We start from the raw sequence: 13,538 nt of genomic DNA, 5'->3' as shown, positions 1-13,538 counted from the left end.
GTCCATCCTGCACCGCACGGCGCCGAGGCTCATGCCTTGTGGAGTGCGTCCTCCACGGCGACCCACGCCAGCATGGCGCATTTCACTCGCGCCACATAGCGCGAGACGCCCCCGAGGGCGGCGGCGTCGCCGAGCAGCTCCTCATCCGGTTCGATCTTGCCTCGCGAGCGCATCGCCTCGCGGAACGCGGCGATGCGGATCTCGAGCTCGTCGACCGTGAGCCCCTCGGCGAGTTCGGCGAGCAGGGACGCGGAGGCCTGCGAGATGGCGCATCCGTGGCCTTCCCACGCGAGCGCCTCGATGCTGCCGTCGTCGGCGCGATGCACCTGCAGGGTGACCTCGTCACCGCAGGTCGGATTCACCTGGTGCGACTGCGCGGCGATCTCGCCGCGCAGCCCGAACCCGTGCGGGGTGCGGGAGTGGTCGAGGATGAGTTCCTGATACAGGTTCTGCAGGTCGCTCATGCGCCCCTCCGGAAGAAGTCGATCGCACCCTGAACGCCGTCGAGCACTGCATCGATCTCGGCCTGGGTCGTGTACAGATAGGTGCTGGCCCTCGTCGACGACGTGATGCCGAGACGACGATGCAGCGGCTGCGCGCAGTGGTGCCCCACCCGCACGGCGATGCCGCGATCGTCGAGGAACTGGCCCACGTCGTGCGAGTGGATGCCGTCCACGTCGAAGCTCGCGAGCCCGACGCGCGGCAGGTCGATGCCGGCGCCGAGCACGCGAACCCCGTCGATGGCTGTGAGCCCCTCGACGAGTCGTCTGCCGAAGGCGGCCTCGTGCGCGGCGATGCGCGGCATGCCCACCGAGGTCAGGTAGTCGATCGCCGCGGCGAGCGCGACCGCCTGCGAGACCCGCTGGGTGCCGGCCTCGAAGCGCTGGGGCGGCGGCAGATAGGCGGCCTCCGTGGTGGTGACCGTCGTGATCATCGAACCGCCCGTGAGGAACGGCGGCATGGCTTCGAGCAGCTCGCGCCGACCGTAGAGCGCGCCGATGCCGGTGGGGCCGAGCATCTTGTGACCCGACAGCACGGCGAAGTCGACATCGAGCGCGCGCACGTCGAGCGGCAGATGAGGTGCCGACTGACAGGCGTCGAGCACGACCATCGCGTCGACCGCGCGGGCCAGGGCGACGAGCTGCTCGACGGGGTTGATCACGCCGAGCACGTTCGACACGTGTGTGAACGCGACGAGCTTCGTGCGTTCGGTGATGAGGTCGGCGGCGGCATCGAGTCGGAGGGCCCCGTCGTCGTCGAGCGGGATCACCCGCAGGGTCGCCCCCGTACGTGCCGCGAGCTCCTGCCACGGGATGAGATTCGCGTGGTGCTCCATCTCGGTGGTGACGATCTCGTCGCCCGCACGCAGCCGAAGACGCTCGGCAGCCGCTCCCCCGCGTCCCAGCGACGCGTTCGAGATCGAATAGGCGACGAGGTTGAGCGCCTCGGTGGCGTTCGACGTCCAGACGATCTCGCCCTCGTCGGCGCCCACGAACCGCGCCACGGTCGCGCGGGCATCCTCGAACACCTCCGTCGCCTCGGCGGCGAGGGTGTGTGCGCCGCGATGCACGGCGGCGTTCAGCGTCGAGGCAAACTCGCGTTCGGCGTCGAGCACGGCGAGGGGACGCTGCGAGGTGGCGCCCGAATCCAGATACGTCAGGGGATGTCCGTTGACCTCGGCGCGCAGGATCGGGAAGTCCTCACGGAGGCGCTGCACCTCCACATCGGTCAGAGCGCCACCTCCCGATGGGGCGATCACGTCGGATTCGCGGGAAAGGCTCATCCTTCTAGCTTCTCATCTGGCGCACCCTGCGGGGCGCCCCTTCGCGCAGAGGAGTCGGTCAGGGCACCACGAGGATGTGGTCTGTGTCTGCGAACCCGAAGGTCCCCGTCGCCGGGTCGACATATCGCAGCGTGACCCGATGGAGTCCCGGCCGGATATCGACGAACGACACGACGGTCGACGCGCCCGTGAGCAGCACGGTCGACGCAGGACCCCCGTCGACGGATACGGATGCCGTCGACCCGGCGACGCCCCGAACATCGAGCGCGAGGTCATCGCGCCTCCCGTCGCCGTCGGAATCCGTGCGCGAGATGACCCCGTCCGAGTCCTCACCCAGTCCCGGGACGGGGAAGTACACCGGTCCGGTCGGCTCGCTCGCCGTCTGCTCGCCCGTGGTCGGCGAGGTCTGCCGCATCGAGATCGAGATGCCCTGATGAAGGAACTCGATGTCGGGACGAACCGAGAACGTTCCGTCCGCAGTGACGACCGTCGTGGCGATCACGCGCCCCGTCTCATCGACGATCTCGACGGCTGCACCCGGCGTCCCGGTGCCGGTGATCACCGGCGGAACGGCCGTGGTCGGCAGGATGATCCAGGAGATCGTCACGGGAGGCTCCACCACGGGAGGCCCCACCACCGGAGGCTCCACAACCGGAGGGTCCACCACCGGCGGGTCCACGACGGGAGGCTCGACGACCGGAGGGTGTTGCGCGGGGGCCGCCGGCGGCCGTACCGGGGGTGGGGTGCGCACGTCCCCCGGTGTCGAAGGCTCGGTGATGTCCGTGGGCGCCGGAGGCACGGCGATCGGATCCTCGACGGCCTCGCGATCGGGCTGCGGCTCAGGGACCGACGCGGGCGGCTGCGGTTCGACAGGAGGCTCCGCCTCGATCGGAGGTTCGGTCGGTGCCGGAGATTCGACCGGTGCCGGGGATTCGATCGGTGCCGGGGCGCCAGCCGATGCGGGCGACTCGATCGGAGCCGGCGATGCGACGACGAGTGCGGACGACTCGTCGGCATCCGGGGATCCGACCGGCGCCAGCTGCGCGGCGACCGCCGCGACCGCGACGACCGCCGTTGCCGCGGCGACAGATCCGCCGACCACGAGCCACTGCGACGTTCCTCGGGGCATCCAGCCCGTCATCGAAGCCGCCATGGCGGGCGCCGGAGATCCGGCCGAATAGGCTGCCGCCGCAGGTCCGCCGATGACCACGGGCAGCAGCACGGCCCGCAGCTTCGACGAAGCCCGCTCGATCTCGGCACTGGCCATCGTGCATCGTATGCAGCGTTCGAGGTGCGCGTCGAAGCGCGCGCGGTCGGCGCGCGCCACATGGCGCTTGCGACCCTGCGCCACGATGCGCTCACACGTCCACCGGCATTCGGGGTCGCGTCCGGGTTCTGTGATGTGCGCCTGCAGCCATGCGAGCTTGAACCCCTCCCTCGCCCGCGCTGCCAGCACCGAGACGGCGTTCGGGGTCATGCCCATGAGCGGTGCGATCTCTCGCGGCTTCATGCCCTCGACCTCGAGGTACCAGAGCAGGGTGCGCCATCGCTCGGGGAGATCCTTGAACGCCGCTGTCAGCAGCGCCTTGTCTGACAGCAGGTCGAGCGAGTCGTCGGTGTGCTCGACCGGCAGCTCGTCGATGTACTCGAGCGCGACGACGTCCTTCTGCTTGCCTCCCCAGGTGGCCGCGGCACTGCGCACGGCAGCGAGGATGTAGGGCCGGAAGGCGTCGGTCGGACCGCCGCCGTTGCGGATCGCGCTGAAAGTTTTGGCGAATGCCTCGCTGACGAGGTCCTCCGGATCGATGGAGCTCGTGATCGAACGCGCGGCGCGAAGTGCGGCCGGCGAATGACGATCCCAGAGCACGCCGAACGCCCTGCTGTCCCCCGCGCGGGTGGCGAGCACGAGTTCGTCGTCGCTCACCTCGGAGGCGGTCCGCATGCGTCGCTCGCGCACAGTCGAGGCGCTCACGGCGTGGCCCCGGGGGCGCGCATCGAGTCAGGAGCAACGGGCGGGTTGTTCACTGGGTTCCCTTTCGATTTCTCACTACCAGCCTTGCGATCCAGCGATCTGACCGGTATGTAGATTCGTATGAAAGTTCTCCGCGTCGAGTAGAGAAGGTTCCATGGCAGCCTCCGAGGTTCACCCCGCAGATCCGACGTTGCGAGACGCTCTGCGGGTCAGTGGCGGGCGGCTCTTCACGGCTGCCCGAAGCGCCCGCTTCGACTCGAGGACGTTCGCCGGAGTGGAGTTCTACGATCCGTCGACACCGGCCCCCGCGTACATCGACCGGATCGTGCTCGGTGCCGGCGTCGCATCGAGTCACGTGACGGCGCTCATAGCCGAGCTGGCCGACGCCGGGGCGGCCGCTCTCGTGCTGCGTGCCCCCATGGACGACGATCCTCGGGACTGGACGTCGACCGATCAGCACCCCGCCCTCGCCGTGCTCCGCCACGGCGAGGGAGACTGGGCGCAGCTCGCGAACGTCCTGCGGTCGCTGCTGGGTGCTCACTCGATCGGGCAGGTCACCGGCGTGCGGCTGGGTGATCTCTTCGGTCTTGCCGACGCGGTCGCCACCCTGGCAGGCGGAGCGGTCAGCATCGTCGACTCCGCGGGCCAGGTCGTGGGGTACTCCACGCACAGCGAGCAGCCGATCGACGACGCACGACGACGCACCACTCTCCTGCTGCAGGAGGACATCTCGATCACGTCCGACTCCCGCTACCGATCGCTGCTCCGTGTCACCGAGGCGCGGCACTTCCCCTCGAGCACCGACCTGTTCGGCCGGGTCGGGATCGCCGTCAGAGCGTCGGGAGAACTGCTCGGCTCTCTCTGGGTGATCCAGGTCGACCCGTCGCACGCCGCCCACACCCGAGATCTGCTGCAGGAGATGGAGCCGATCGTCGCCCAGCATCTGCTGCGCGCACGCGAGGACGCGGGCGACCGCGACCAGCGCACCTCCGGGCTTCTCCGAACGCTTCTCGAGGACCGTCGGCATGCCCGCGGCGCGGCCTCGCAGCTGCTCCTCCGACCCGAGGCCGGTTGCACCGTCGTGTGCCTGCGGGTGAACACCTTCGACGAGGTCGAGGCTGTGCGTGGATTGCACCGCGTGCTCCATCTGGCGATCAGCGTGTCCAGCGCCGCGTTCCCGGGTTCGCACAGCGCGATCGTGGGCTCCCAGGTCGTGACGCTCATCCCCGGCCCTCACCAGGCAGCGGCCGAGACCTTCACCCAGGCGATGGTCCGCGTCGACAACGCGCTGATCGCAGGCATCGGCAGGCGTGCGAACGACATCAACGGCATCGCTCGTTCGTACCGCGAGGCCGGAGCCGTCGCCGGCGCGCTCATGAGTTCGCCGCGCCATGACAGAGACCGTCACGCCCTTGTCGCGACCTTCGACGAGATGCGCGATCGCCTCGCGATCCTTCAGGTCGGCGATCTCATCGAGGGCCTCGACGCCGCGGTCGGCGATGCGGCGAGCATCCTCGCCGCACATGACGCGGCACAGGGCACCGACCTGACGCGCACCGTGCGCGTCTACCTCGACCAGCTCGGCAGCGTCCGCGAGACGGCGAATGCGCTGCACGTTCACCAGAACACCGTCCGGTACCGGCTCGATGTCGTGCGCACCGAGCTGGGGATCGATCTCGATTCGCCCGACACCCGGCTCTGGCTCTGGCTCCGTCTGTCAGCCGACTCGCGCACAACGGACTGAGCGCTCATTCGATGGCCGCCGGCAGCAGGATGGTCACGCCGGCGCGCTTCGTCGTCGGGTCGACGTATCGGGCGGCGACGAACGGCTCATCGGCCCCGGAGCGGATGACGATCCCGTCGCGAGCTGCGGCCGAAAGCCACACCATGCGCGACCGCCCCTGACCATCGAGCAGCTCGACCCACGCATCCGGCTCGGCGCGCAGACGCAGGCAGCTCACAGCGCCGAGAGAGACCCCGGGGCAGGTGTCTGGGTCGGCGGGCGCGATGGTCGGTGTCGCGAAGGTCAGTGGCCCGATGTCCTCCGCCCACTCGGTGAATCCGGTCACGGCGTCCTGCTGCCCCACACTGAGCGTCATGCCCTGGTGAGTCTCTTCGCCCGAGACGTCGAGCACGAATGCGCCGAACTCATCGACGATCGCCCTATGCAGCACCACACCGTTCTCGTCGACGACCGTGATGATCGCGCCGGGAGTGCCGATCCCCTCCAGCAGATCCGGGATCAAGGAGTTCTGCGCGATCGACTGCGTGATGCGAAACTCCGGTGCGTCGACGGGAGGTGATGCCTCCGCGCTGCCCTCGGTCGGCCCCGTCGTCTCGGGCGCGACTGTCGACGGAACCGGAGTGCCATCGCTGCCCGGAACCAGCCGGTGGCCTTCCTCCGTGACTCGTGCCGAGCTCTCACGCGGATCGCTCTCCGTCGAATCCGACATCGACTCCGGTGCGGGCGCCGGCTCGTGCTCCGGTGCCGGCTGCGCCTCGGGCGTCGGTTCGGCCGCAGGCGGCAGGACCACAGGGTGGGGCAGCTCTTCGAGAACCGGACCGGCCTCACCCGCGATCGTCACCTCAGACGACGACGAAGGGAGTTCGGTGCGATCGGAATCCCCGGCGGACAGAGTCAGCACGCTGCCGGTGAAGATGACAGCGCCGACGACGACGACAGCGGTGGCCGCCAGCGCCGCGAGGCCTCCGGCCGGAACCGCCGATGCTGCTCCGTGCGCGGCGGCAGGAGTGCCGGCGCCGAACGATGCCCCTCCGTCCGTCCCGAACGCCCCGGCTGACCCGACCGACGAGGCCGCCCCCATGACGTGGGCCTCTGCCGTCCCATCGCCTGTGTAGATCGCCGCCGCCGCGCCGCCGAGCAGTGCCGCGGGCAGGATCGAACGCAGCCGCTGCGACACGGTGTCGATCTCCGCAGCGACGATCCGGCATCCGCCGCACGTGTTCATGTGCTCGCTGAAGCGGTCCGCATCGCCAGCACCCATCGAGCGCTCTCGCCTGGCCACCACGCGCTCGCAGAACCACCGGCACTCCTCCGACCGGGAGGGGTCGTGGATGTGCGCCTCCAGCCAGGCTCGACGGAAGCTGTCGCGTGCCCGTGCGGCCAGGGCGGAGACCGCGTTCGAGGTCATTCCCATCAGGGGCGCGAGTTCTCTCGGCTTCATCCCCTCGACCTCGAGGTACCAGAGCAGGGTCCGGTGCCTCGCCGACAGCGTGCCGAACACCGCGGCGATGCTGGACCGCTCGGCGATGCGCTCGAAGGCGTCGCCGTCCTCCGCTGACAGGTCGCGCTCTGGCACCAGGTCGATCGAGAGCGCTGTCCCGTTCCGAGCCCAGCGGGCGGCGGTGTTGCGCAACGTGGCGAGAAGATAGGGCCGGAAGGCGTCGCTCGGTCCACCGCCCGCCTTCGTCACCCGGAGGATCGACGCGAAGGCCTCGCTCACGAGATCGTCGGGATCCGACGACGGCGAGATCGCCCTGGCCGCACGCCGAGCCGATTCGACGTGCCTGCGCCAGAGAAGCGCGAAGTCACCGATGTCCCCGCCGCGCACGGCCTCGATGATCTGAGCATCGGATGGTTCACCCGAGATGTCGTCTTCACCATCGATGTGCGTGCCGAAATTCATGCTGCTCCGGATGCTGTCAGGACCGGCGTCTCACGGGGAGCGCCGGAGACGAATGAGGGACGAGGCAGTGGGGATGCCTCGTCCCTCGGACCCTCGTAGGGGTCGATTCCGCGGGGAGAGGGTTCGGCCGGGGAGCGGTCGATCTCTGCTGTGCGGGCGTCGGCCGGGAACCCGACGCGCGGCCGATGGCCATACCTACAAGACCGATATGACCGGAAAACATGACGGGGCCCACCGGAGTTCTTCGACGAAAGGCACATCAGTCGACGCTCCCCGCCGGGCCCACGGGTGCGAGCGACAGAAAGCGCATCCTGTTCTCGCCGTAGAAGCAGGTCTGCACCATGAACTCGCCCGTCATGCCGACGAGCGCCTCGACGTTCGACCACTTCGGAGTGTGCCTCTCCTCGACGACCTCGTAGACGACGTCAGAGCCCTCGACCATGACGCGCTGACCGAGATCCCACCCGAGAATCACGTCGCCTCCGCAGTTGTTGTGGGCGGCGAAGAGCGGAAGCACGTCGTCTATCCGATAGCTGACCATCTCGGTGAACGTGCCGTCGCAGTGGTCGAGTTCGACCATCCCGCCCTCACCCCCGAGCCGGATCGTCGGCAGCTCGTCGGGGGCGAAGATCTGATGGAACTGCTTCAGCACCGAGACCTTGACGTCACCGGTCACCTTGTCCACGAGATCGGGGGCGAACACGGATGCCGAGAGGAAAGACATCCCGAGTCCGACGAGCACGATGCTCGCGAACAACAGACCGAATCGTCGCCGCGGCCGTCGACTCGGAACAGCCCCACCGGAATCTCCTCGGTTCGAGTCGGTGCGGTCCACTGTCATGTCGACTGTCATGAGTCGGATTCAGCGGCACGATGCGTGGCTCGTCGGCCGCTGCGGTTCTTGCGCCCGCGCCGGGGCATGACGACGATGAAAGTGAGCACCGGGACCCCGACGACGAGCAGTGCCCACCACGGGAATCCCGCCGGGTCGGTCGTGTCCGCGATCGTGGTGACGGAGGATTCCTCGGTCGGAGCGTCGATGCGCTCGGCGCGCACCAGAAGACGGTGGGTGTTGACGCCCGTGGGCGTGCAGGTGACGAGCGTCAGGTAGTCCTTGCCGGCGACCTGGCGCAGATCCTCCGCATCGTTCGGAAGGACGGTCTTCGTCTGGTCGACCTCGTAGTAGAGGTCTCGGCCCAGGGTGCTGACGACGATGATGTCGCCCTCGACGAGTTCGTCGATGTCGTCGAAGAGGGTTGCCTGCACGAAGCCGTTGTGCCCGGTGAGCACCGAGTGGGTGCCCGAGCCGCCCACGGGGAGGGACGATCCGTAAAGGTGCCCGATCCCGCGCGACAGTGTCTCTTCGTCGGTGCCATGGAAGATCGGCAGGTCGACGTGGATGCTCGGAATGCGGATCCGTGCCATCGTGTCTGTTCCGTCGGCGCTCAGGGTGTCGAAGTATGCCGACGCGCCCTCCCCGATCGCCGTCTGCTGACCGTCCGCGCCGAGTGCATAGGGGTCACGCAGCGGTCCGGTCGGCAGGTTCTCGTTGTACTCGTCGGCCGCGGCGAGCATCTCGTCGACGGCCGCATCGGGAATCTGCTCGACGGACTGCACGTAGCCGTCGACATCGGTGTCATGACTCCACGCGGAGAACCACGAGGCTGCGGTCGGATAGACGAGCACCACGATGCCGATGGTCGCGATGAGCATGACGATCGACTGACTCCATCCCCACCGCGTCCTGTGCGCGGTGGCACGCGTGGAGGGTCGCGCCGGAGAATCCGGTGTGGACGCGTCGATGAGGGTCATGCTGCGCTCTCTGATCGGAGAAGGGGAAGAAGGTGAAGACGAGTGGGCCGTGCGGGGGAAGGAATGTCTTCACCTCCCCCGCACGGCCGGTCTTTCGGGTTACGCCTGTGCTGCGGCCTTGCGGCGGCTGCGGATGGCGAGGAGGACCGCTCCACCGAGCAGCATGACGCCACCGGCGAGGAACAGGGTCGTGCCGGTGCCACCGGTCAGCGGCAGGGTGAAGCCGGCGTTCGAGGGAACGTTGACGACCTCGAGGTCGACGCCCACGGCCGTGGTGGCTGCGGTGACGGTGAACTCGATCGGAGCCGCGAGCAGCTCGAATCCGTCGGGTGCGACGATCTCGGCGAGCCAGTACGACTGGTAGCCGTCTTCGCCCACTGCCACCGTGGCGTTGTCCGCCCAGTCGGAGTAGCGCAGACCCGAGATGGTCACGGTGCCGTCAGCGGCGACCGCGAACTCCGTCGAGCCGGCGAGGGCGATGGCGTTGGTGCCGTCGATCGCGTCCTGCTCGGTCGGGTACACCGAGAACACGGCGCCGGTGAGCGGTGCGCCGGCCTTGTCCGTCTTCTCAACCGTGATGTCGCCCCACTTGGTGATGACCTCAGGGGTGACCGTGGGTCCGCCGGGCTCACCGGGCAGAACCGTGTACGAACCGGCGTTCGGGTAGAGCACTGCCGTGTTGGCGATCTCGCCGACCGTGTTGACCTCGGTCGTGACGACGACCTGCACCTGCGTCGCGGGGTGAGCTGCGAGCACTGCGAGGCCCGACGCGGTGAACTCGACCGTGACCGCGTTGGTCGCGGCGTCGTGCACGATCGTGTAGTCGCCCGCGGCGAGCGGGGTTCCGTCGACGAGCGAGACGGCGGCGCTGACGTAGTCGAGCTTGTCGTCGAGCGTGTCGACGATCTTGTAGCCGTCGATGACGGCGACATTGGGGATGTCACCCGTGATGGTGAAGTCGATCTCGTCGCCGAGCTTGACGTCTTCCGAGTCCTCGGCGGTCTTGGTCGCCTCGGTCAGGGCGTTCTTCGGGTAGACGTGCACGTCGTACAGCCAGCTGCTGTCATCGGCCGGATCGGTCAACGGCACGGTCACGAGGAACGGCGCCACACCGGTCGAGCCCGCCAGCGGCGCGGTCTCCACCACGAAGTACAGACCCAGGTCGAGGTTCGCCAGAGCGATCTCGCCGTTCGCGTCGGTCAGCGTCTGACCGCCGACCGCGCTGGCCGTGTAGCCGGCAGCGGTGATGTCGGCGACACTGTCGGGGTCGAGGTCGGCGAGATCGTTCGCGTCGATCCAGCCCTGGTTGCTCGTCAGATCGATCGTGTCGACCTTGTAGACCGTGAAGCCCACGCCGGGCAGCGGTGCCAGTGCGACGTTCTGCTCGGTGCCGTCGTTCGGCAGGCCGGTCGGCGTCTCAGGCGCCTCGAACTTGTGGATCGTCAGCGAACCGACAGCATCCGGGTCGACGAGGTTCGGTGTCGCAGCGCTTGCGGGTGCTGCGAGGGTCAGCGCGGCGACGCCTGCGACGAGCAGACCTGCCGCGACGCGGGATCCGCGTCCGTTGTTGGGAGTGTTCACTGTGTCTCTCTCTCGGTGGCCAGGTCGCCCTGGTGGTGTACAGATGGTGGTCGGTGAGAAGTGCAGATCAGATCTGCGGGTCATCGGCGTCGGCACGTGCACTACGTCTGCGGACCCAGAGGGCCAGCGCGCCCGCGCCGAACACGGTCAGGGAACCGGCGAGGATGTAGGGCAGCGCGCCCGTCCCCCCGGTGGTCGGAAGGCTCATCGCCGGAACATCGCGCACCGTGATGATCTGGCCTGTGGCGGTCACCGCCGCGTCGCCGCCTGCCGTGATGCTCACGGTGCGGTCGGGGTTGATGGTGAACTTCACCGGCGCTGCGAGCAGGCTGAATCCGTCTGGTGCCGTCAGCTCGCTCAGCCAGTAGGTGCCGGCGGGGATGCTGTCGATCTGGAACAGTCCCGTCTCGATGCCGTTGATCGTGAACGGCAGCGCGGTGCCCGGCTCGCCGTTCGCGTCGGCGAGCACGGCGAACGAGGAGCCGTCCATGCGCACCCACGTGTTCGCGGATGCCTCGCCGACCTTCTCGATCTGCAACGGGATGCGGAACGGCTCGATCGGCGTCTCGGTGCTGTCGTTGTTCGAGCGCACCGGGCCGCCCTTGGGGTCGGTTCCCGTGGAGTGGGCCGTGTTGATGACCTTCTTCGCGTCGACATCGGCCTGTCCGATGACGTACGGCGCATTCGCGATGCAGTGCGAGACCTGAGTGGGCGCGATGGTCGTGGGCGTGCACGTCACGGTGATGTTGCGCTGCGTCAGCCGGTCGTCGACCACCGTGATGTTCGCGACCGTGACGTTGCCGGTGTTGGTGACGTCGAACGCGTACATGATGTGATCGCCGAGCCCGGTCACGCCGTCCTGGTCGACGTCGACGACCGAGGCCGTCTTGTCGAGCACGATCTCGGGCGTCCATGTGGCCGGGATGATCTCGTCGTCCGTGTCGGTCACGGTGGGGCCGACGGCCGGAGTTCCGGTGGCGCGTGCGACGTTCGTCAGCGGTGCGTTGTCGATGTCGCCCTGCTGCACCACGTAGGTGGCCGTGCAGGTCATCTTGGCGCCGCTGGCGAGCGTGGAGCCCTGCGGCGGAACGCAGGTCAGGGCGCTCATGTCACCGACACCGGAGAACGCGTCCTCGGTGATGCGCACATTCGTCAGGTTGGTGTTGAGCGTCGTGTTGGTCGGTGCCTTGGGAGTCGTGTTGGTCGCCACGAAGGAGTAGGTGATGACGTCGCCGACCTTGGTGTACACCTTGTCGGGGTCGGTGTCGCTGGTCACGGCGACCCCGTTCACGGCGGTGATGCTCTTGACGATGTCGATCGACGGCTGGATGACCTCGAGCGAGGCGTCGGCCGGCGGGTTCAGGTTCGTCGTGATGTTGGCCGGGCCGTTGATGTAGGTGCCGTTGACCGTCGAGGTGACGTCGACCGTGATCGTGCACGAGGCCTGGCCCAAGGCGAGGTCGCCGCCGGTGACCGACACCGAGGTTCCGCCTGCGGGTGCCGTGACCGCATAGGCCGCACCGGCGCGCTGGACGCAGGTTCCGCCGACGTTCGGCGCCGCCGCGATCTTGAGGTTCGCCGGCAGCGCGTCGGTGATGAACCAGTCGTTCTTGGCCATGAGGTCGCTCGTGTTCGTGACCGTGAGCGTCATCTTCGAGGTCGAGCCGTTCGTGATCACCGTCGGGCTGAACGCCTTGTCGAGCTGAGGAGTCACATCGACGATCTGCGGCAGGTCGAACGCGACGTCGTTGCCCGAACCCGTGGCGGTCGCGTTGAACAGCGTCAGGCCGAGGTTCGCCGTGGTTCCGACGGGCACCTGATAGGCAGCAGACTGCAGCTTCGCGGTCTGCGTGCCCCAGAAGGTGTTGTTCGTGCAGGGGTTCAGACCCGTGCTGAGCACGATCGGGTTGCCGTTGACGATCAGGCTGAACGTCTCCTTGGGCTGGTTCGCACCACCGGCGGCGGGGCAGTTGACCGCGGCGAAGTACGCCGACACGGCGTAGTAGTGTCCGGCGACCGCGGGGATCGTATTGACCGTGCGGAACTGCGTGCCGGCGGCGATGACGCCGTTCGTCGCGTTGGTGTACGAGGTGAGCACCTGGTTCGTCGCGGCCTGAGCCGCCGTCTGCCCTTGCGCTGTGCCGAGTGCCGCCGCCATCTGCTGAAGCGTGGGCCAGGTCGTGGTCGGGTTGTTGAGGCAGCCGAGATCGGTGACGGGCGCCGTCGGGGTCACGCTGCTCATGACCCATCCGTTGCACTGGTTGCCGGCGGGCGTGTACTGAGTCGAGGCGGTGTACGTCGAGTTGGCCGCGGCCGCGCCACCCGTGTAGTTCAGGATGCTGATCGGCAGGAGCGACGCGTTCTGGTTCGAGAAGTTCTCGGTGTACACGGGCGTGCCCGGCTGCGGGGTGCCAGGAGTGCCAGCCACCGTCGCCGCGGCCGTGATGCCGCTGTTGGGGGCGAGAGTCGCGCCGGCGACGAGCACGCCGGCGATGGCGAGCACGCCGAGCAGCCGCGTCATCGCCCGTCGGCGAGGCGCGACTCCGGAGCGTGATGACCGCTCCGTCGTGCGGTGGTGCGAGCGAATGCTCATGAATGTCCCAATCCCGGCGCGCCGATCCCGTCCGCCACGTACGGCGAGCAGGAGAGGCGCATGCCTTGTCCCCGAAAAGTCGTGTGTGTCCCCAGTGCGAACAGGAAGCAGAAGCTGCCTGTCACATACCCAGACCTGGATGCGGAGTTT

Annotated in this window: 9 protein-coding genes; 1 reads left to right on the top strand and 8 read right to left on the bottom strand. The window is 68.3% G+C overall.

Annotation, left to right across the window (positions count from 1 at the left end):
* Nucleotides 1-29 precede the first annotated feature (29 nt).
* The 3 genes from sufU to RU09_RS18000 are packed head-to-tail and all read right to left on the bottom strand — an operon-like array spanning nt 30 to nt 3,755.
* Nucleotides 30-464 (bottom strand): Fe-S cluster assembly sulfur transfer protein SufU, encoded by a 435-nt coding sequence (sufU, locus tag RU09_RS02480; RefSeq protein WP_042537106.1) that lies wholly within the window; start codon nt 462-464, stop codon nt 30-32.
* Nucleotides 461-1,783 carry an aminotransferase class V-fold PLP-dependent enzyme gene (locus RU09_RS02475; protein ID WP_042537104.1) on the bottom strand — a complete coding sequence of 441 codons (1,323 nt, stop codon included), beginning with the start codon at nt 1,781-1,783 and terminating at the stop codon, nt 461-463. The genes sufU and RU09_RS02475 overlap by 4 nt, the downstream gene beginning before the upstream one ends.
* A gap of 58 nt (nt 1,784-1,841) precedes the next feature.
* Complete coding sequence (locus RU09_RS18000; protein WP_052492829.1) at nt 1,842-3,755, bottom strand: sigma-70 family RNA polymerase sigma factor; 1,914 nt, start codon at nt 3,753-3,755, stop codon at nt 1,842-1,844.
* Nucleotides 3,756-3,909: 154 nt separating this feature from the next.
* Here RU09_RS18000 and RU09_RS02465 point away from each other — a divergent pair, with 154 nt between their 5' ends.
* A complete protein-coding gene (locus tag RU09_RS02465) occupies nt 3,910-5,499 on the top strand; it encodes a PucR family transcriptional regulator (protein WP_042537102.1) in 1,590 nt (529 codons plus the stop codon).
* Nucleotides 5,500-5,503: 4 nt separating this feature from the next.
* Here RU09_RS02465 and RU09_RS02460 read toward each other — a convergent pair whose 3' ends face one another.
* The 5 genes from RU09_RS02460 to RU09_RS02440 all read right to left on the bottom strand — a co-directional run bounded on the left by RU09_RS02460 (nt 5,504) and on the right by RU09_RS02440 (nt 13,388).
* Complete coding sequence (locus tag RU09_RS02460) at nt 5,504-7,402, bottom strand: sigma-70 family RNA polymerase sigma factor (RefSeq protein ID WP_042537099.1); 1,899 nt, start codon at nt 7,400-7,402, stop codon at nt 5,504-5,506.
* Nucleotides 7,403-7,661: 259 nt separating this feature from the next.
* Nucleotides 7,662-8,159 (bottom strand): hypothetical protein, encoded by a 498-nt coding sequence (locus RU09_RS02455; RefSeq protein WP_042537097.1) that lies wholly within the window; start codon nt 8,157-8,159, stop codon nt 7,662-7,664.
* A gap of 92 nt (nt 8,160-8,251) precedes the next feature.
* Nucleotides 8,252-9,214, bottom strand: a complete 963-nt coding sequence (locus RU09_RS02450) for a class C sortase (protein WP_082041005.1) — start codon at nt 9,212-9,214, stop codon at nt 8,252-8,254.
* Nucleotides 9,215-9,313: 99 nt separating this feature from the next.
* Complete coding sequence (locus RU09_RS02445) at nt 9,314-10,795, bottom strand: SpaH/EbpB family LPXTG-anchored major pilin (RefSeq protein WP_042537095.1); 1,482 nt, start codon at nt 10,793-10,795, stop codon at nt 9,314-9,316.
* Nucleotides 10,796-10,862: 67 nt separating this feature from the next.
* A complete protein-coding gene (locus RU09_RS02440; RefSeq protein WP_156145858.1) occupies nt 10,863-13,388 on the bottom strand; it encodes a prealbumin-like fold domain-containing protein in 2,526 nt (841 codons plus the stop codon).
* Nucleotides 13,389-13,538: the final 150 nt, after the last annotated feature.

The organism is Microbacterium sp. MEJ108Y, from assembly GCF_000834175.1.
In the GTDB taxonomy this organism is placed as follows: Bacteria; Actinomycetota; Actinomycetes; order Actinomycetales; family Microbacteriaceae; genus Microbacterium; species Microbacterium forte.
Note: the sequence above shows the minus strand (reverse complement) of the source record. Positions and strands in the feature narration are given on the sequence as shown.